Origin of the sequence: Streptomyces sp. SCSIO 30461 (genome assembly GCF_037023745.1) — a bacterium.
Taxonomy (GTDB): Bacteria; Actinomycetota; Actinomycetes; order Streptomycetales; family Streptomycetaceae; genus Streptomyces.
The window spans coordinates 3,454,732-3,472,602 of the sequence record NZ_CP146101.1 but is presented as its reverse complement, the minus strand read 5'-3'; the positions used below and the strand labels follow the sequence as shown (position 1 = coordinate 3,472,602).

The window sequence follows — 17,871 nt, the reverse complement described above, 5'->3', positions numbered from 1 at the left end:
TGACGATGGACTCGCCCGCTTCGAGGAGGATCGAGGCGTACTCCAGGCCTGCGGTGCCGCCCCTGCCGCCGGGGAGGGGAAGTCCGTGCGCAGGCGCCGGACCGCCGTTCAGCTGTCCGGGGACTCCGCCGTCCGGCGCGGGTAGGACCCGTCACCCACCTCGTCGGCCTCGAAGTCGGGCAGGTACTCCGGCACAGGCCCTCCCGTCGCCTCGTAGTAGTCGTTCAGGTCGCGATGGACGTGCCAGGCGATCCGCTGGATGGTTCCGATGCCGTACGACATCGAAGGGTCCTGGTCGGTGAGGATCGCCATCTGGTACAGCCTCTGTCCGGGTGCCTTGTCCCCGCAGGCGTGGTGGTGCGGCCCCTGGCCGGCCGGCAGGGGAACGGACCGCTCGCGGCTGGTGAAGATGCCCAGGCTGTGGACCCTCCAGGCCTCGGTAACACGCTGGAGCCATCCGTTCTTGACGTGGACGACGACTCCGGGGGGAGCGCCGAAGGGCGTGCCCCAGCGCTGTGCGGGCACCACCTCGTTCATCAGCCGGAGGCCGTAGGCCTGGTTCTTCGGCGAGAGCACCGTGTCGTTGACGGTGTACACGTCGAGTTGCTTCATCTCGTCGTGGGCGGTCACCTGAGTCAGGCCCCACTCACCGATGCCGGGGTTCAGAAACGTGTCGAACATGCCGCAGCGGCGCAGGGTGTACTGGAGGAATGGCATGCCCAGGCTGTCGTAGAGGTTGGCGGCGGCCGTGTTGTCCGACTCCGTGATCATGAGCCGGAGGTTGTACCTCTCCCACGGCGTCAGCGGGCGGCCTTCCTCTTGGGCCCTGAGCAGGGTGGCGGTCATGATGGTGACCTTCACGATGCTGGCCGAGTCGTAGTGCGCGTCGGGCCGAAAAGCGCATCTCAGGCCGGTCCCGGAGTCCCAGACGGCGAAGGACAGGGTGGATTTGCGTCCCTGGACGGCGCGAGCGATGTCCCGGTTGAGGCGGTTGGCCAGTTTCGGGTGCTCGCGTGCCGTGCAGTATCGGAGAACGTGCTTATCGGGAGGGGCTGCGTGGGTTGGTGTGGCGAGCAGCGCGGCTACGGTCGCCAGCAGCGCCGTGGCGGTGCGGGTGAGGCGGGGGGGCGGCATGCCAGTTCATCCTTCGTGGACGCGGGCGCCTCGGCCGCCGAGCGGGCCAGGGCGTGGAAGTGGCTGTCGGAGGGCGTCGGTGCGGCCCCTGAGAGACCCGCCCTTGCGGACCTTGGGTTTGGCCCGGGTCCGGAAAGGGCGGCTGGGTCCGTGGTGCGTCACTTGCCCCCGGTGGCCACTTCACGCCGGTCGGGGCCGAGGGCGAGTGAGTAGGGGGCCCACAGTCGGTTGCCAATCGTGGTCTGGGAGCCCGTGTAGGCATCGACCCGGAAGACCCGGCTCTGGTTGAAGTCCACGATGAAGACGTCGCAGGCCCGGGTGACGGCTACGCCGGTGGGGAACTGCAGGCCGGCGCCCACGGTGCTCTGGGGGCCGCCGTTGGGGGCGACTTTGTGCACCGTACCGTTGTAGGGGTCCGCCACGATCAGGCTGCCGTCCCTGCAAAGGGCCAGTCCCGCGGGATCGGCCAGTCCGTCGACCGGCACGGTCGTGAACTGTCCCCCGTGCGGCGGCACCTTGATGACGCGGTTGTTGTAGGGGTCGTTGACGAACAGCGATCCGTCGGGGGCCGGTGCGATCGCGGTGGGGCTGGTGATCCCCTGGTCGATCACCGTGGTCTGCATGCCGCCGGGGGCGACCTTGACGACGCGCTGATGACCGGTGTCGGCAATGTAGACGTTTCCGTCGTGGTCGACCGCGACCCCGTAGGGGGAGTCGAGGCCCGTGCCGACAGTGGTGCTGGAGCCCCCGTACCTCTTCACCACGCGGTCGTGGCGAGTGTCGGCAATGTAGAGCGTGCCGTGCCGGTCGACCGCCACTCCGTAGGGCAAATCCAGTCCACGACCAGCCACCGTGCGCTGCCTGTCCCCGACCGGGCGGACCTTCACCACTCGGTCGTTAAACGTGTCGGCGATGTAGACAGCGGGGTTGCGTCCGTCGCCCTCCGCGACCGGACCGGCCACCGCGTGTGGAGCGGCCACCAGCCCCATGGCCAGGGACGCTCCGGCAAGCCCGCGGACCAGATGCCCGGACCGGCGCCGGAGAGCCCGACATCGTAGGCGCCGGCTTGTGGAGTCTCGGGAGGACATCATGCGCTACCTGCCTTGGTGTGCGACGGACGACGGTTCCCGGTGCAGGGCGATCCCCGTGCCGGTCGTGAACGGACAATCGCGGAGAGACCTCTGCACACAAGCAGACCGAGTTGCGTCGCGCACCGCACCCGGCATTGCTCTGGGCGGGTGAGACCGCGGCGGCGAACGGTGTTCCTGCGCGGGTCCGTCAAGACCGTCCGGGCCTCACGCGGCGTTACCGACTTCGGCTCGCGAATCGCCCCGCCTAACCCTCGGGCTCCGAACGCGCCAAGACGGCACGACGTCAGCCGGACGCCCCCACCCGATTTTCACTCCGACGGGGTGAGCCCGAAAGGGCTTCGGATTACTAACCCAAACGAGATCGGTCGGAGCAGCCATCCTGGCTGCTCCGACCGATGCTGGGTTCGCTTCGCGGGCAGGTCTGGCACTTCTTCTGTTCAGGACGTGCAGGCGTGGGTTCAATCTGGGGTGACCTCTTTGGCTTCGCCGAGCTCAGCACGTCGCCGCAACGTCGCCTGGCGGCGGCTGCGCGCGTTCGGTGACGTGGACGTGCTCGTGGACCTGGACGACGACGGGCTGCTGATCGAGACAGGCGTGTTCCGGCGGATCGCCGACCTGTACGAGGCGGACACTCGTCTGGGCATCGTCAGTTTCCGAATCGCGGATGAGACCGGCACGACCCAGCGGCGTCACGTGCCCCGCCTGCGAGCCAAGGACCCGATGCGGCGAAGCCTGGTGACGACGTTCCTGGGCGGCGGGCAGGCGCTGTCGATGCCGATGCTGGAGCAGACCGGCGGCTGGCCGGCCGCGTTCTTCTTCACACACGAGGAGACCTCGTTCTCCATCCGGCGGATGGCCGCATACCCGCCGAGCGGGTCACCGGCAAGGCCCCGGCGAGTGCCTGGATCGTCCGGTTTGATCATGTGATGCCGTAGGGGGCGGGGACGCGGGGCGCACGGTGTGGTCTCGTCGTCCGGCCGCCGAGCCTGGGCTGGGGCCCTACGCGGGGACCGGGCACTTCGTGCACAGCACGTGGGAGTCGAGCGAACTGCCCGCCGACTGGCCCCGCAGGCTGAACCGCGCCCGCGCGGTCGTCGTACCGGCCCGCTTCGAAGTTGACGTGTGCCGCCCCAACGGCGTGACCGTTCCCCTCGGAGTGATCCCGAGGGTGTCGACCCCGAGCTGTACCCGTGGACCGGCCGCCCGGTCGGCGAGGGCGTGACGACTTCGATTGTGGGCGCGGTGCTGCCGCGAGCACGTCTCCGAGGCGATCGCCCCCTGGCAACCGGCCTTCGAGGGATACCCGGAGGCGCGACGCGTCACCAGGTCACGCTTCCAGACCGCCCGGGCGTACGGCCTGACCGTCAGTGACCCTCGGATCGGGCCGGTCGACGGTCAGGAGGTGATCCGCGGCGTCCTGCACCGGTACGAACAGGCCGGCGTCCTCCTCGCCCTGGGCAGCGAAGGGTTCGGCTCCCCCTCGTCGAGGGCATGGCCAAGGGCCTGCCCGCCCGCCATGAGGTCCGCGGCGCGTACGCACTGAAGACCTGGCGCCTCCTGCGGAAGCCGCGATGCGGCACCACCCGCGTCACCCACGTCGTTCGAGTAGTCCTCGCCCTGGCTCCGACCTGATCGAACTGAGGTCGGAGAGGGCTCACCCTCGCTTGGCGAGGTGCCTTGCTTCGTGGGACTGATGCTGGCGCAGGAACTCCCGTCATTCCAGGTCGGCGGGTGTCTCTGCTCATTCCTTCGTTCCAGGGCCGACCGTCGCACGGTGGGTGCAGGGTCAGATCCTCCTGTGTTTCTTATGGCTTTCCTGTGCCTTGTGGTCTCTCTGTTGCCTGGGACGGCCGTCCATACGTACGTTCCGGATGACGCCGGCGGCCAAGTACGGCGTGAACGAACCGAAGGGCGACCGAGCGGGGGCTCTCGGCCGCGTGACCGGCCTTCCTGCCACGCGGTCGAGGCGGCCGGCCAGTCCATGCTCCACCTACCGGTGAGGTAACTTCCGATGTATCGAATCCGTGCTGCCGTTCTGTGTCTCCTGTTCTCTTCTTCGGCTGCCGCCTGCACGGCGGGAGCCGATTCACAAGGAGTGGATCAGGCAGACGGATCGGAAACCACCTACCAAATCGAAGTCTGGGCTGACAACTGGATGGCGGTCCATGTCGATGGTTCACCGGTCGGAGAGGACTCGGTGCCGATCACGACCGAACGCTCCTTCAATTCCGAGACGTTCACGTTCACGGCCACGGCTCCGTTCACGGTCGCGATCGAGGCGAAGGACTACAAGGAGACGGATTCGGGACTCGAGTACATCGGTACGGGAAAGCAGCAGATGGGCGACGGCGGCCTGATCGCACAGATCACGAACACCGAGAACGGGGAAGTCGTCGCAGTGACGGACTCCTCCTGGTCCGCCCTGGTCGTGCAACGCGCCCCGCTCAACACCGCGTGCGAGCAGAGCAACGACCCCACCACGTGCGAGTCCGAGACCCTCGACACGCCGGAGAACTGGACGAGTGCCGACTTCGACAGCGCACCGTGGGCGTCGGCAACGGAGTGGACTGCCGACGAGGTCGGGCCGAAAGAGGGATACGCCGACGTCGACTGGGACGCCGGCGCCAAGCTGATCTGGGGTTCCGACCTCAAGGTGGACAACACAATCCTCTTCCGCAAGGAAGTCGGCGAGTGACGTGCCTCCGGCGTGCCCAGGGCTGTTCCAAAGCCCCCTCGCCGCCACACAAGCTCTCGCCGAATTCCACCGCCGCTTCCCGTTGCAGACGCCCCTACGAGGCACCAGTCGCATACGGCTCAGCACGACCATCACCGCCACATCAAGTCGATCGCCGAGCCCGAGCGGCTCGCGGCCGTCGCGCCGGACGACCGTAGTGGTGCGCCGCTTCGGCTTCTTGGTGGTGGCGCCGTTGTTCTTCCCACGGCTGTCTGCGTCGGCCGGCTGAGGAATTTGGTTGCGGCAGATTGTGCGGATGCGGTGACACTCCGGCATGAGTAGAGATGCCGAGGTCATCGTGCTTGCCCGTTGGTCGGACGAGGTCATGGAGCCGCTGACTCAGGACGACCCGGAACGCACGTGGCGAGGCCGCTTCGTCCCAATCGCGGGACACTGGGGCTATGAGTTCGGGTGGGCCCTGGAGTTCGAGAAGATGCGCGCCCGCAAGGACCTGCTCAAGCACCTGGAGTCGCTGCCGTGGCCGCATCCGCACACGGTGCAAGTGCTGCTTCGCGACCAGGACGACGACTGCTTCGGGCTGTGGATGTTCCAGGAGGACCGGCTGGTGGAAGTCACCATCCCGCGCACCGAGCGTTTCCACCAGCTGGCACCGCCCAAAAAAGACTTCGAACCCGACCCGGGCGTGCTGCTGCGCACCGACCAGGACACAGCCCTGCCCGACCAGACCCCGGCAGCACTCCGCGATGCCCGCCCACCCTGGTAGACCCCGAGCCGGACCCACTACGAGGCTTCGGGCTGCCACGGAGTGCGACAATCTGCCCGTGTCTGAGGAGCTGTCGCGCTGGTATCGAGGCCGCCTTGTCGTGGGGCCGTTCAAGTCGTTCGAGGTTGGTGAAGTGGACGGTCTCGAACGGGAGATTGGACTGCCGCTGCCGCCCGCCTATCGATCGTTCCTGGAGGCGGCGGGCGGGGAGAGCCTCACATACTCGGTCCGATTGCCGGCTTGCGCCCCGGAGCCGTTCCAGAGTTTCGACGACCTGCATCAGCTCGGCCGTGACGACGACGGCGAATACGGCTGGGGCACCCTGCTGGGCGAGTACCGACGCAGCCGTGATGGGTGGCTCGCCCAGGAGGTCTCACTGGTCGGCCTTCTCCCGATCGCCCGCAACGGCGGCAGTGACACCCTCTTCCTCGACCTGAACCCGGCCACCCATGGCCAGCTCCATGCCTTCGTGCACGGCGTCCCTCACCCGGGATACCTGCCGAAGGGGGTCTTCACCAGAGTCGCTCACGACTTCGACGCCTACCTCGACAACCTCGTCGTCGATCCGGACCTCGCCGAAGACACCTGGGCCGATGTCGTCGACAGCGACTCCACCGACCCTTGGCGGCGGACTGTCGAGGAATGGCTCGACAAGGAACTGCCGGGCTGGCGTGCTGAGCCCTGGGCGGCGGCCTGATTGCCAGGGCCCCTCCCCACTCGGGCCGGCAGGCCGAGAAAGGCGTGCTCGCAGCGCCGTCCCGGCCTCGCGACCTGGCGCCGAGTACGCGGCCGCACCGGCCCGGAACTTCGCCCGCAAGCCAAAGAGAAATAGACCACGTGCAGGCAGCGGCGCTGCCAGTGGCCGCGCTCACCGCATGGCAGGCCCTGGTGGACACGGCTGACGTCCAGCCCGGCCAGCGGGTGCTCGTCCACGCCGCCGCTGGCGGAGTGGGCCACCTCGCTGTGCAGATCGCCAAGCCCCTCGGGGCGCATGTCATCGGCACCGCCAGGGCGGCCAAACTCGCGCCCGGCGACGGCGACGTGTTCGTGGAGAAGTCCGCGCCGAGCGCCTTCTTCCCGGGCCGCTGCTCGCTCCCCGAACTCCTCGAGGAGAACAACATCGACAGCGTTCTGATCACCGGCACGGTCACCCAGGTGTGCTGCGAGTCCTCGGCCCGCGACGCCTTCACCCGCGGCTACCGGATCGTCATGGTCGCCGACGCCAACGCAACCGGCCGCGACCAGGACCACAACGCCACCCTCGCCACCATCTACCGCAGCTTCGGCGATGTGCGGTCCACGGCGGAGGTACTGACATTGATCAAGGCAACGCAGCCCTGAACGGGTCCGCCAACTCCCTCGGTGACGGACTCGGGGAACCCTCGCCTGCCTGAGACCCGCTCCTCCCTCGTCGCATCTGGTCAGGAGCTAGCTGATCATCCCGCTGACACGGCATCAGTGCCCGCGGCAGGGTGCGGTGATCGGCTCTGCGCGAGGGAGGGGGCTTCCCTGGAAGCGCGGGTGTGGAACGGACTGGTCGGCGTCGCGAAGGAGACGCACACCGCCTCGCTGGGCGAGGAAGTCGTGCCGCGCCCGCTCATGGTGCCGCCTGTGCGCGGCGAGCTGGTCGGGCTGATCTGGGTCCGCCCGCTCAACGTCGGCAAGGACGCGCTCGCCGGGATCGCCGAACCCGCGAACATCGCCGCGGCGCCCCGGTGCGGATGAGGTCGTCCTCGCTTGGGAGCTGCCGATCGTCGGCCCGGCCCCGTGCCTTAACATGGTGCTCGCCACCCCGGATGGGCACGTCCCGCACCGGTTCCCCCACACCGAGCAGCTTCTGTCCCGCAGCCCCGAGGACCGGGCGTCGTTCGCCCCCGGCTGGAGGGCGGCCCCCGCCCCGCAGCCCGGTGGCGAACTGGTCCCGCCGATCCAGGCCGCGGTGAACTTCTCCTTCACTCCCATCGAGCTGGACCACCCCGACCCGTTCGGCGTCACCGTCGTGCTGATGGAAGAGGACGGCTACCGCATCAGCCTGACCGAAGCGTTCGCCCGCTGAGCCCGCGTAGACGAGAGGACCGAAGCCGTGGCCCGCAGTCTTGACGACGATGCGTCCCGCCGGATCAGCGACGCCGATGAACACCTGGGTGCCGAACAGCGGCAGGCCGAAGCCGATGAACACTCCTCGCTGCGTGAGCTGCGGCACAGCGTGAAGCAGACGGAGCGGGTACTGCTCATTCTCGCGGCCCACGTAACGCAGCCGAAGAAGACCACCACGGGCCCCACCTCCCCACAAGCGCGGCGAGCCGCGTGACTCACCCTCAACGCGCGTCGTCCGCTGAAGGGCGCCGCCACCACGTCATCAACGCACCCTCCCTCGCGGTTTCAGCGCCACCGGCGGGAGTTCTGGAGCGGACAACCGATCCCCACCGTAGCTCTCCACGTGACCGAATCGGGTGCTACTCATCCAGTCCTCCCTGGCCTGTGCGATATCCTCATGGGACCTCCCGATGAAGTTCCACCACATCACGATCTCCTCCTCGAACGGCTCGCCGCCCAGGAGCATCAGAGCCGCGTCCGACTCGGCGCGCAGCGGAAGTTCGCGGCGTCCGCAGCCCAGGTACAGCATCGAGCCGGGCAGCACAGGCACTCCGTCGACGTGTGCTTCGCCGGACATGGAGAGGACGGCGTACTCGAAGTCGGGCTCAAGGGGGACGCTGGTCTCGGTGCCACGGGCGAGGGACAGGTCCGCGCCGACGATCGGGGAGTACGTCGTACCGGGAGATGTGATGCCGTCGAGTTCGCCGAGGATGAGTGTCGCGGTGAGACCGGAGGCGGTGACGTGGGGCAGTTCGGGGTGGTGCTCGAAGTGGGGCTCTACACGGCGATGGGAGTCGGGTAGCGCCACCCACAGTTGGGCTCCGTGCAGGAATCGGGCGTGCGGCCGGGGGCTCTCCTCGGAGTGGCTGATCGCGCTGCCGGAGGTCATCAGCCCGAGCTCGCGGGGGCGGATGGTCTGGAGGCTGCCGACGCTGTCGCGGTGCAGCACCTCTCCCTCGTGAAGCCAGCTCACCGTCTGGAGTCCCATGTGCGGGTGGGGCGGGACCTGCATGCCGGGTTCGTCGGCGATGTCGTCGGGGCCGTAGTGGTCCACGAAGCACCAAGCGCCGATCATCCGGCGGCCCAGGTTGGGGAGCAGTCGGCGGACCTCGGTGGATTCGCCGAGCGGGACACGGCGGGGGGCCAGGAGCTCTCGCACCGGCTCGGCGACGACGAAGCCGCGGCCGCCGCAGGGTGACATGGCGGCCTGACGATCTAGGTTGCTCATGGGGACCAACCTAGACCCGCGTGCCACAGGTGACGCCAAGGCGGAATTTTCACCTGGTTCAGCGGGTTGCCAGGGCGTGCACTACTACGAGTTCGGGACACCGTCGGACCGCTGGGACCGCGCCCAGATGTTCTTCGAAGCGAAGGAGTACCTCACCGCGGCCCGCATTCTCGGCGGGCTGGTGGACGAGGCGCCCTTGCACACCGCTGCGCGGCTGCTGCTGGCGCGGGCGTACTACCACTCGGCGCAGCTCGCGAAAGCCGAGAAGGAACTGCGGGCGATCCTGGAGCAGGATCCGGTGGAGCACTACGCCAGGCTGATGCTGGGCCGCGCCCTGGAGCGGCAGGGACGGGCTGGTGAAGCTGCAGCGCATCTGCGGCTGGCGGCTGCCATGTCCGGGGAGGCCTCCGGCCCAGCGGCGCCGGGCGCGGATCAGTAGCGGTCCGCGCGACCGCCCGGCTCGCAGATCTCGAACACCGCTTCCCCGGCTTCCATGTCCCAGCCGGCCGCGGGCCGCACCGGGGCTCCCACCCACACGAGATGCGGGTCGACTCCGATGACCCGGCAGCGGAACATGAAGCCCTCGGGGAAGCGGATCAGGGACTCGTTGCGCGCCACAGCGGTGTTGCGGTGGACGACGCTGGTGCGGACGACGGTGCCGAGTCCCTCGCTCTGCTCGGCGTCCAGGTCGCTTGAGGCGCAGACCGGACAGAGCAGACGCCGGAACGAGGCGGTGCCGCACCAGCGGCATCGCTGGTAGGTGAGTGCGGGCTCCTGGCGCACCGCCGTCGCTGTGCCGGATTCTTGCTTCAACACGTCTCGACTCCCTGCCGTCGGCCGGAATGTGCACCGTCGTCGCATCGGCGCGTGGGCACCGTATGGCACTGAGTGCCGCAGAGTAAAGATACCGAGTGCCTGTTTTTCCGAGCGGACTATCAAAAGCGCTGGTCAGCGGCCATCCAGCGCCTCTTCCATTCTCTGCACCACCCGCCACATCGGAGTGCCCCGACGGGTGACCAGCACAAGCACGTCCCCTTCGCCACGGCTCTCGGCGATGCCATCCCGAGCACCTTCCACACGGCCCTCCCCCCAAACGTCCATCACGAGGCGCAGCGCGTGGTCCATGGCGGTCTCGGCATCCTCCTCTCCCCCCGAACGCAACCAGGACCGCAGCGCGTTGTTGTGCGCGGCGACCACCGCGGCGGCGATCACATCGGCCCGCAGCGCACCATCCGCGGACTCCGCGCAGCGGCGGCGCAGATAACCGGCCATCGTGCGCTCATAGCGGCGGACCACGGAGAGTTCGTAGGTCCTCAGCCCGGGCACTTCCTTGGTGAGCCGGTAGCGCTGCACGGAGAACTCGGGGTCGGCCGCGTACATCCGCAGCACCAGCCTGGCCGCGTCACAGACCCTGGCCACGGGATCGCCCTCGTCCCCGGCCGCGGTGAGGAACGCGGTCACATCGGCAAGACAGCGCTCGTGGTCCGGGAAGACCGCGTCCTCCTTGGAGGGGAAGTAGCGGAAGAACGAGCGCCGCCCGACTCCGGCGCGAGCCACGATGTCGTCGACCGTGGTCTGCTCGTACCCGCGCTCCATGAACAGTTGGAACGCCGCTTCGGCCAGCGCGTCCCGCATGGGGACCTTGCCTTGCGGACCCGTGGCCGGGGCCGGGTTTCCGGCGGTTCCACCGCCTCTTTTGCGCACCTCGGTCATGCGGGGAACCTAACATCGGATCGCCATTTTGGCACTGAGTACCTTTACTGCGGGAACTGAGTGCCATAGGCTCGCCCCCGGCGACCATGCGCCACCAGCGGAACCAGTCAGCCATTCAGTAGGAGAGCCGGCGTGAGCTTGAGGATCGTTGTCTGTGTGAAGTACGTGCCCGATGCCACTGGCGACCGGCACTTCGCGGATGATCTGACCGTTGACCGTGATGATGTGGACGGCCTGCTGTCGGAGTTGGACGAGTACGCGGTCGAGCAGGCGTTGCAGATCACGGAGGGTGTGGACGGTGCGGAGATCACCGTGCTGACCGTGGGTCCTGAGGATGCGAAGGACGCGTTGCGCAAGGCGTTGTCGATGGGTGCGGACAAGGCCGTTCATGTCGAGGATGACGATCTGCACGGCAGTGATGTGATGGGTACGTCGCTGGTGCTGGCGAAGGCGGTCGAGGAGACCGGGTTCGATCTGGTGGTGTGTGGGATGGCGTCGACGGACGGGACGATGGGTGTGTTGCCGGCGGTTCTGGCGGAGCGTCTGGGTGTGCCGCAGGTGACGTTGCTGTCGGAGGTGTCCGTCGAGGGTGGTGTGGTGACGGGTCGTCGTGATGGTGACGCGGCGTCGGAGCGGTTGGAGGCGTCGCTTCCTGCGGTGGTGTCGGTGACGGATCAGTCGGGTGAGGCGCGGTATCCGTCGTTCAAGGGGATCATGGCGGCGAAGAAGAAGCCGGTTCGGTCGTTGGATCTGTCGGATCTGGGTCTGGAGGCCGGGCAGGTGGGTCTGGAGGGTGCGTGGACCGTGGTGGATTCCGCGGCTGAGCGTCCGGCTCGTAGTGCGGGCACGATCGTGAAGGACGAGGGCGAGGGTGGTAGGCGGCTCGCTGAGTTCCTCGCGGGTCAGAAGTTCATCTGAGGGCTGCTGCCCGTCGGGGTCGTTGGTTCGGCCCTTGTTCCGTTGCGTTCGCGCATTCGTCGCATAGCAGGAGAGAAGACGTCCCATGGCTGAAGTTCTCGTCTACGTCGATCACGTGGATGGTGCCGTCCGCAAGCCGACGCTGGAGTTGTTGACGCTGGCTCGCCGGATTGGTGAGCCGGTTGCGCTTGCGTTGGGTTCCGGTGCGGGGGAGACCGTGTCGGTGCTGGCCGAGCATGGTGCGGTTCGGGTGTTGACCGCGGATGCGCCGGAGTTCGGTGCGTATCTGGTGGTGCCGAAGGTGGATGCGTTGCAGGCCGCTGTGGAGGCGGTGTCGCCGGTGGCGGTGTTGGTGCCGTCGTCGGCGGAGGGTAAGGAGGTCGCGGCGCGGCTGGCGGTGCGGATCGGTTCGGGTCTGATCACCGATGCGGTGGATCTGGAGGCGGGTGAGTCGGGTCCGGTGGCCACGCAGTCGGCGTTCGCGGCGTCGTTCACGACGAAGTCGCGTGTGTCGCGGGGTGTTCCGGTGATCACGGTGAAGCCGAATTCGGCTGCGGTGGAGCCGGCTGCGGCCGCGGGTGCGGTCGAGGTGCTCGAGGTGGTCTTCGGTGAGCAGGCGACGGGTACGAAGGTGGTGTCGCGTACGGCGCGGGAGTCGACCGGGCGTCCGGAGCTGACCGAGGCCGCGATCGTGGTGTCCGGTGGGCGTGGTGTCAATGGTGCGGAGAACTTCGCGGTGATCGAGGCGCTGGCGGACTCGCTGGGTGCCGCGGTGGGTGCCTCGCGTGCCGCGGTCGACGCGGGGTGGTACCCGCACTCCAACCAGGTCGGTCAGACGGGTAAGAGTGTGTCGCCGCAGTTGTACATCGCCTCGGGTATCTCCGGCGCGATCCAGCACCGGGCGGGTATGCAGACCTCGAAGACCATCGTGGCGGTGAACAAGGACGCCGAGGCCCCGATCTTCGACCTGGTCGACTACGGCGTCGTCGGCGACCTCTTCGACGTCGTCCCCCAGCTCACCGAGGAGATCAACACCCGCAAGGGCTGATCACGCCGTCATGGGGCGGACGGAGTCCGGGACGGTTCGACCGGTCCCGATCCGTCCGCCCCGGCGTTTCCGGCGCCGTGGTCGCCGCTGTCCTGGGCGAGGAACTCCACCACCGCCATGGCCAGCAGCAACACCAGCGCGATGGCGATGACCACCCATCCTGTGGGATAGCTCCACAGAATGAACACCAGCAGCGCCAGCGCCACCAGTACCCAGGTGATCCAGGACCGGTAGCGCCGCACGAACGGACCGACCGGTCCGGTACGCATGCCCCAGTTGTCGGCGGTCGAACGTACCGCCGCGATGCCCGAGACCCACAGCTGGCGTACGAGGGTGGCGTAGCGGCCGGGACCGCTCAGCCAGGCTGCGAGCGCCACCACCACACCCAGCGCGACGGTCACCCGGACCATGGTGCGCAGATAGCGCGTCAGGGTGTCGTAGATCGTCCCGGCCGCGGGCTGCGAGACGCTGTCGGGCAGTGCGTTGAGATAGACCACGCGGAACACGGTGAGCGCGACGCCGAGAACCACCGCCGCGAAAGCGAGACCCAGCGCGCCCGCCACCAGCGCACGGCGCCGGTGCCTGGACAGCAGCACACCTCCGATGACCAACAGCACCGCGATGACCGGAAGCCAGACACCGGCGATCTGGAGCAGCCGGAAGTAGGTCTTCACCCGGCCGATGTCATCGGAACGGAGCACGGTGAAGTCGGTGTGCACCTCGGGGATCTTCGAGGCGATCGTCAGGCCGTCGTCCACGAGGCGCTGTTTGACCCTGTCGATGACCGGCCCCAGGTCGACGGTGACCGAGTTGTTGTGGATTGTCAGGGTGCTGTCCGAGCTGCCGGTGAGGGCCTTGACCAGAGCCGTGTGGGCGTCGCGGTTTGCGTCGACCCAGATCGTCCTGAAGGTGCCTGAGGCGAGGATCTCCTGGGTCTTGTCCTGGACGAAGCTGCGGACGGCGCCTTCCAGGGATTTGCCGACCCGGCCGATGAGGTTGTCCAGCAGGGGCCGGTCCGCCGGGACGGCTTCCTCCAGCAGGGCGCTCAGATCGATGTGCTCCATCACCACGTTGGTGATGCGGGTCGCCGCCGCTTGCTGGACGTCCGCGTCGGAGGCGAGCGGAGCGACGGTGGCCACGTAGCGGTCGGTGTCACCGATCTCGTCCGCCGTCCATGCGGCGACAACGCCGAACGGTGCGAGCACACAGCCGAGCACGATGAGCAGCGCGGCGAAGAAGGACCTCACGCGGTGCCGGGGAGTCCGCTTCAGCTGCTGGGACTCGAGAACCGCCACGCGCTCACGGAGGCTGTCGAGCGAGTCCGGCTCCGCGGGGCCGGGTTGCGGCTCTCCGCTGTGCGGCTCTCCGCTTCCTGGAACTCCGTTGTCCGGCACGGCAGGACCTCCCGGTACGAATGGGTGGTCTCAGCAGAACCCGGTGCGGGTGTGTGCGCGAGCGCTGCGGTCCATCCGGGTGGGGCGGCCACCCCTGCGCCCGGCGTCCTTCGCGCCGGCGATCCGGTGAGTTCAGCCCCGGTACGTCTCAAGGAGCCTCAGCCAGACCTCGCTGATGGTCGGGTAGGACGGAACGGCGTGCCACAGCCGGTCGATCGGCACCTCCCCCACGACGGCGATCGTCGCCGAGTGCAGCAGTTCGCCCACACCGGGTCCGACGAAGGTGGCGCCGAGCAGGATCTCCCGGTCCAGGTCGACGACCATACGGGCGCGGCCGCGGTAGTCGTCCAGGAAGAGCCCCGCACCGGCGACCGAGCCGAGGTCGAAGTCGACCCCTCTCACCCGGCGGCCGGACGCCTCGGCTTGAGCGAGCGTCGGTCCGACGGATGCCGCCTCGGGGTCGGTGAAGACGACCTGCGGTACGGCGTCGTGGTCGGCGGTCGCCGAGTGCGCGCCCCAGCGGTCGGTTTCGAGCAGCGGTACATGCTGAGCCCGAGCACCGATCGCTGCTCCGGCGATGCGTCCCTGGTACTTCCCCTGATGGGTCAGCAGCGCACGGTGGTTGACATCACCGACGCCGTAGAGCCAGTCGGTGCCCTCGACCCGGCAGGTGTCGTCCACCCGCAGCCAGGAGCCGGGATCGATGCCGACCGTGTCCAGGCCGATGTCCGCGGTGCGGGGAGCGCGCCCGGTCGCGAAGAGGACCTCGTCGGCGTCGATCAGTTCGCCGCCTTCGAGTACGACGGTGACCGGTCCGTCCCCTCCGTCACGCCGGACGGCGGCCACGGACACCCCGGTACGTACAGTGGCACCGGCGTCGCTGAGCGCCTTCACGATGTAGTCGCTGACGAACGGCTCCATGCGGGGCAGCACGCCGTCGCCCCGCACCAGCAGGGTGACCTGGGAGCCGAGTGCCTGCCACGCGGTGGCCATCTCCGTGCCGACCACTCCCCCGCCGACCACCACCAGGCGCCCCGGGGCGGCTTTGGCGCTGGTGGCCTCGCGGCTGGTCCATGCCCTGGCGCCGGCTACCCCGGGCAGATCGGGCAGCACCGCCCTGGTGCCCGTGCTGATGGCGACGGCGTGCCGGGCGGTGAGCACATGGTGCTCGCCCTCGGGTCCTGTGACGACGACCTGCCGGGGGCCGTGCAGCCTGCCGTGGCCGCGGTAGAGGCGGGCTCCGATCGAGTCGAGCCAGGCCACCTGGCCGTCGTCCTTCCAGTGAGAGGTGTAGTGGTCGCGGTGGGCCAGTACCGCCGCGGTGTCCAGCGGGCCCTTGACCGTCTCGCGCGCTCCCGGGACGCGCCTGGCGTCGGCGTGGGTGATCGCGGGCCTCAGCAGTGCCTTGCTCGGCATGCACGCCCAGTACGAGCACTCGCCCCCGAGCAGCTCACTCTCCACCACCGCCGTACTCAGCCCCGCGGCCCTGGTCCGCTCCGCCACGTTCTCACCCGTGGGCCCCCCGCCCAGCACCACCACGTCGTACTCCACGGCTTCCGGCATAGACACCTTCCATGGGTTCCGGGGGGTCCATCAGGGCCTGTTGGAGTCCCGGTCAGGGGCTCATGACCCGCAACTCTACGTGTGGTCTGCGGGACGTGCGTGCGACGCGGGCGGCCCCGGCGTGGTGGCGCCATCACCCGTCGCGGCCTTCCTCCAGACACTTCCGCGTCGCTGGTGCCCCGGCGCCCGGTGTTCCGGGTTGGACGGTGGGCGCCGGGGTTGTCAGGGGCTGCTGGTCACGCTCGGGGTCCGGGTCGGTGGCCGTGGTTGGGCCTGCCATGGCCGGGCTTCCCATAACCGGGCTTGCCGTGGCCGGGCTTGCCGTAGTGCGGGGGCTTGGGTTTGTCGTTGACGGTGGTGGTGTTGGTGGCGGTGCTGGTGGCGGTGGTGCCGCCGCCGGTGACGGTGGCGGTGTTGGTGACCTGCTTCGGCGCGTTGGTGGCGATCTGGACGGTGAGGGTCAGGGCCGGGTAGCTGGCGCCGGGGGCGAGGGCGTCGTCTCGGGTGCAGGACAAGGGGGTCAGCGTGCAGGTCCAACCGGTGCCGGAGAGGCTGATCGGGGTCAGACCGGTGGGGAGGGTGTCGGTGAGGGTGACCGTGGAACCGTCGGTGGGCAGGTCGCCGGTGTTGGTGACGGTCAGGGTGTAGGTGCCCTGCCCGCCCCGCACGAACTTCCCGCCGGTGGTGAGCTTGGTCAGCCGCAGTGCTGCGGGCTCCTGCACCACCGCGATCGCCACCCCGGTCGGGCTGTCGCCGACGGGGACGGTGTCGGCGACGGTGTTGTCGGAGGTCTGGATCACCGACACCGTGCCGTCGAAGGCATTGGTGACGTAGACGTAGGCGCCGTTGGGGGTGACCGCCACCCCGAACGGCGCGCTGCCGACGGTGACAGTGTCGGCGACGGTGTTGTCAGAGGTCTGGATCACCGACACCGTGCCGTCACCTGAATTGGCAACGTAGACGTAGGCACCGTTGGGGGTGACCGCCAGCCCGAACGGCCCGCTGCCGACGGTGACAGTGTCGGCGACGGTGTTGTCAGAGGTCTGGATCACCGACACCGTGCCGTCATTTGAATTGGCGACGTAGACGTAGGCACCGTTGGGGGTGACCGCCACCCCGAACGGCCCGCTGCCGACGGTGACAGTGTCGGCGACGGTGTTGTCAGAGGTCTGGATCACCGACACCGTGCCGTCATTTGAATTGGCGACGTAGACGTAGGCACCGTTGGGGGTGACCGCCACGCCGTTGGGGTTGGTGCCGACGGTGACGGTGTCGGCGACGGTGTTGTCGGAGGTCTGGATCACCGACACCGTGTTGACGCTGTTGTTGGTGACATAGACGTGAGCGCCATCCGGGGTGACCGCCACATCCTGCGGGCCGTCGCCGACGGGGATGGTGGCGACGACCGCGTCGGTGGCCGTATTGATCACCGACACCGTGTCGTCGCCGTTGTTGGCGACGTAGGCGTAGGCGCCGTCCGGGGTGACCGCCACATCCTGCGGGTCGTCGCCGACGGGGATGGTGGCGACGACCGTGTCGGTGGCCGTATTGATCACCGACACCGTGTCGTCGTCGGCGTTGGCGACGTAGGCGTAGGTGCCGGGCGGGACGGCGTGCGCGGGCTGCGCGGACATGACGGGCAGGGCCAGACCGGCCAGCAGGACGATCCCTGCCACCAGAGCACGGACACCGGCCCACCGCCACCACGGCAGCGACCGCTCCGGTGGGTGAGCAGCGGTACCGCCGGGCTCCTCAAGATGTGGGACATGACCTGAAGTCATATATTCCTCCGCAATAGGTGTTCGGAGACGATGCCCGGGCACGGCTCCCGCCTACTGGGACCTGGTACGGCACTTACCTCGGTGCCTGCGGGCACCTGACCGGTGAGACGTTTCCGGCATCGCGTCGCATTCTCGACGCTCACTACCTCACGCCCCGCGCACATACGCGCGTGCGAACAGGTGACACTCACATCCCCTGCGGTGGTGCAGCCGGACCGATTGGGCCGTTGTCGGGGTGGATCTTGTCCGTGCTGTCTTCGGGGAGGCGGCAGCGGGGGAAGGCGATCCATTCGTCGTGCATCTCGACGGGCACGGCGGTGGTACCCGACCACGGCCGACATGCGCTCGGGATTCGTCCGACGGACGAGTCCGGGGCCACGTGTGCGGCGGGGCCACATGGGCAGGCGGAATACCGCCCGCCCGGCACATGGTTGTGCTGGGCGTCC

The 17,871-nt window shown here is 68.5% G+C and carries 19 protein-coding genes and 2 pseudogenes; 13 read left to right on the top strand and 8 right to left on the bottom strand.

Annotated elements, in window-relative coordinates; translation table 11 throughout:
* Positions 1-108: 108 nt before the first annotated feature.
* Both V1460_RS15270 and V1460_RS15265 read right to left on the bottom strand, forming a co-directional pair.
* A complete protein-coding gene (locus tag V1460_RS15270; RefSeq protein WP_338674263.1) occupies positions 109-1,134 on the bottom strand; it encodes a serine hydrolase in 1,026 nt (341 codons plus the stop codon).
* A 158-nt stretch (positions 1,135-1,292) separates the two neighbouring features.
* Positions 1,293-2,123: a hypothetical protein gene (locus V1460_RS15265; protein ID WP_338674262.1), complete on the bottom strand. Its 831-nt coding sequence runs from the start codon at positions 2,121-2,123 to the stop codon at positions 1,293-1,295.
* Positions 2,124-2,726: 603 nt separating this feature from the next.
* On the opposite strand from V1460_RS15265, the pseudogene V1460_RS15260 reads away from it, so the two are divergent.
* The 10 genes and pseudogenes from V1460_RS15260 to V1460_RS15215 form a co-directional block, all read left to right on the top strand.
* Positions 2,727-3,066: pseudogene (locus V1460_RS15260) on the top strand (glycosyltransferase family 2 protein); the annotation flags it as partial.
* A gap of 650 nt (positions 3,067-3,716) precedes the next feature.
* Positions 3,717-3,857, top strand: a complete 141-nt coding sequence (locus V1460_RS15255; RefSeq protein WP_338678392.1) for a hypothetical protein — start codon at positions 3,717-3,719, stop codon at positions 3,855-3,857.
* A 565-nt stretch (positions 3,858-4,422) separates the two neighbouring features.
* Positions 4,423-4,920 (top strand): hypothetical protein, encoded by a 498-nt coding sequence (locus V1460_RS15250; protein ID WP_338674261.1) that lies wholly within the window; start codon positions 4,423-4,425, stop codon positions 4,918-4,920.
* Positions 4,921-5,233: 313 nt separating this feature from the next.
* Positions 5,234-5,683: a hypothetical protein gene (locus V1460_RS15245; protein WP_338674260.1), complete on the top strand. Its 450-nt coding sequence runs from the start codon at positions 5,234-5,236 to the stop codon at positions 5,681-5,683.
* Between the two features lie 58 nt (positions 5,684-5,741).
* Positions 5,742-6,380 carry an SMI1/KNR4 family protein gene (locus V1460_RS15240; protein ID WP_338674259.1) on the top strand — a complete coding sequence of 213 codons (639 nt, stop codon included), beginning with the start codon at positions 5,742-5,744 and terminating at the stop codon, positions 6,378-6,380.
* A 79-nt stretch (positions 6,381-6,459) separates the two neighbouring features.
* Positions 6,460-6,703 (top strand): annotated as a pseudogene (locus V1460_RS15235) (NADP-dependent oxidoreductase); the annotation flags it as partial.
* A gap of 21 nt (positions 6,704-6,724) precedes the next feature.
* Positions 6,725-7,024: an isochorismatase family cysteine hydrolase gene (locus tag V1460_RS15230; RefSeq protein WP_338678060.1), complete on the top strand. Its 300-nt coding sequence runs from the start codon at positions 6,725-6,727 to the stop codon at positions 7,022-7,024.
* Between the two features lie 180 nt (positions 7,025-7,204).
* Positions 7,205-7,408 carry a hypothetical protein gene (locus V1460_RS15225; RefSeq protein ID WP_338674258.1) on the top strand — a complete coding sequence of 68 codons (204 nt, stop codon included), beginning with the start codon at positions 7,205-7,207 and terminating at the stop codon, positions 7,406-7,408.
* Positions 7,409-7,460: 52 nt separating this feature from the next.
* On the top strand, positions 7,461-7,739 hold the full coding sequence (locus tag V1460_RS15220; protein ID WP_338674257.1) for a hypothetical protein: 279 nt from the start codon (positions 7,461-7,463) through the stop codon (positions 7,737-7,739).
* 27 nt (positions 7,740-7,766) lie between these two features.
* Positions 7,767-7,994, top strand: a complete 228-nt coding sequence (locus tag V1460_RS15215) for a hypothetical protein (RefSeq protein WP_338674256.1) — start codon at positions 7,767-7,769, stop codon at positions 7,992-7,994.
* A 48-nt stretch (positions 7,995-8,042) separates the two neighbouring features.
* Here V1460_RS15215 and V1460_RS15210 read toward each other — a convergent pair whose 3' ends face one another.
* Positions 8,043-9,008, bottom strand: coding sequence for a pirin family protein (locus V1460_RS15210; RefSeq protein WP_338674255.1), 966 nt, complete (start codon positions 9,006-9,008; stop codon positions 8,043-8,045).
* Positions 9,009-9,135: 127 nt separating this feature from the next.
* Between V1460_RS15210 and V1460_RS15205 the strand changes: the two genes are divergently transcribed.
* The gene (locus V1460_RS15205; protein ID WP_338678059.1) at positions 9,136-9,447 is read left to right on the top strand and encodes a tetratricopeptide repeat protein; all 312 of its coding nucleotides are present in this window, start codon (positions 9,136-9,138) and stop codon (positions 9,445-9,447) included.
* Here the strand turns inward: V1460_RS15205 and V1460_RS15200 are convergent.
* Together V1460_RS15200 and V1460_RS15195 are read right to left on the bottom strand one after the other, a co-directional pair.
* The gene (locus tag V1460_RS15200; protein WP_338674254.1) at positions 9,441-9,824 is read right to left on the bottom strand and encodes a zinc ribbon domain-containing protein; all 384 of its coding nucleotides are present in this window, start codon (positions 9,822-9,824) and stop codon (positions 9,441-9,443) included. The two genes, V1460_RS15205 and V1460_RS15200, sit on opposite strands and share 7 nt — an antisense overlap.
* A 132-nt stretch (positions 9,825-9,956) precedes the next feature.
* The gene (locus V1460_RS15195; protein WP_338678058.1) at positions 9,957-10,643 is read right to left on the bottom strand and encodes a TetR family transcriptional regulator; all 687 of its coding nucleotides are present in this window, start codon (positions 10,641-10,643) and stop codon (positions 9,957-9,959) included.
* 210 nt (positions 10,644-10,853) lie between these two features.
* Between V1460_RS15195 and V1460_RS15190 the strand changes: the two genes are divergently transcribed.
* The gene (locus V1460_RS15190; RefSeq protein WP_338674253.1) at positions 10,854-11,639 is read left to right on the top strand and encodes an electron transfer flavoprotein subunit beta/FixA family protein; all 786 of its coding nucleotides are present in this window, start codon (positions 10,854-10,856) and stop codon (positions 11,637-11,639) included.
* Between the two features lie 85 nt (positions 11,640-11,724).
* Entirely contained in the window at positions 11,725-12,687 is a 963-nt protein-coding gene (locus V1460_RS15185; RefSeq protein ID WP_338674252.1) for an electron transfer flavoprotein subunit alpha/FixB family protein, read from the top strand.
* 8 nt (positions 12,688-12,695) lie between these two features.
* Here V1460_RS15185 and V1460_RS15180 read toward each other — a convergent pair whose 3' ends face one another.
* From V1460_RS15180 to V1460_RS15170, 3 genes are all read right to left on the bottom strand, one after another.
* A complete protein-coding gene (locus tag V1460_RS15180; protein WP_338674251.1) occupies positions 12,696-13,982 on the bottom strand; it encodes a hypothetical protein in 1,287 nt (428 codons plus the stop codon).
* A 231-nt stretch (positions 13,983-14,213) separates the two neighbouring features.
* Entirely contained in the window at positions 14,214-15,644 is a 1,431-nt protein-coding gene (locus tag V1460_RS15175) for an NAD(P)/FAD-dependent oxidoreductase (protein ID WP_338674250.1), read from the bottom strand.
* Between the two features lie 236 nt (positions 15,645-15,880).
* Positions 15,881-17,320 carry a beta-propeller fold lactonase family protein gene (locus V1460_RS15170; protein WP_338674249.1) on the bottom strand — a complete coding sequence of 480 codons (1,440 nt, stop codon included), beginning with the start codon at positions 17,318-17,320 and terminating at the stop codon, positions 15,881-15,883.
* Positions 17,321-17,871: the final 551 nt, after the last annotated feature.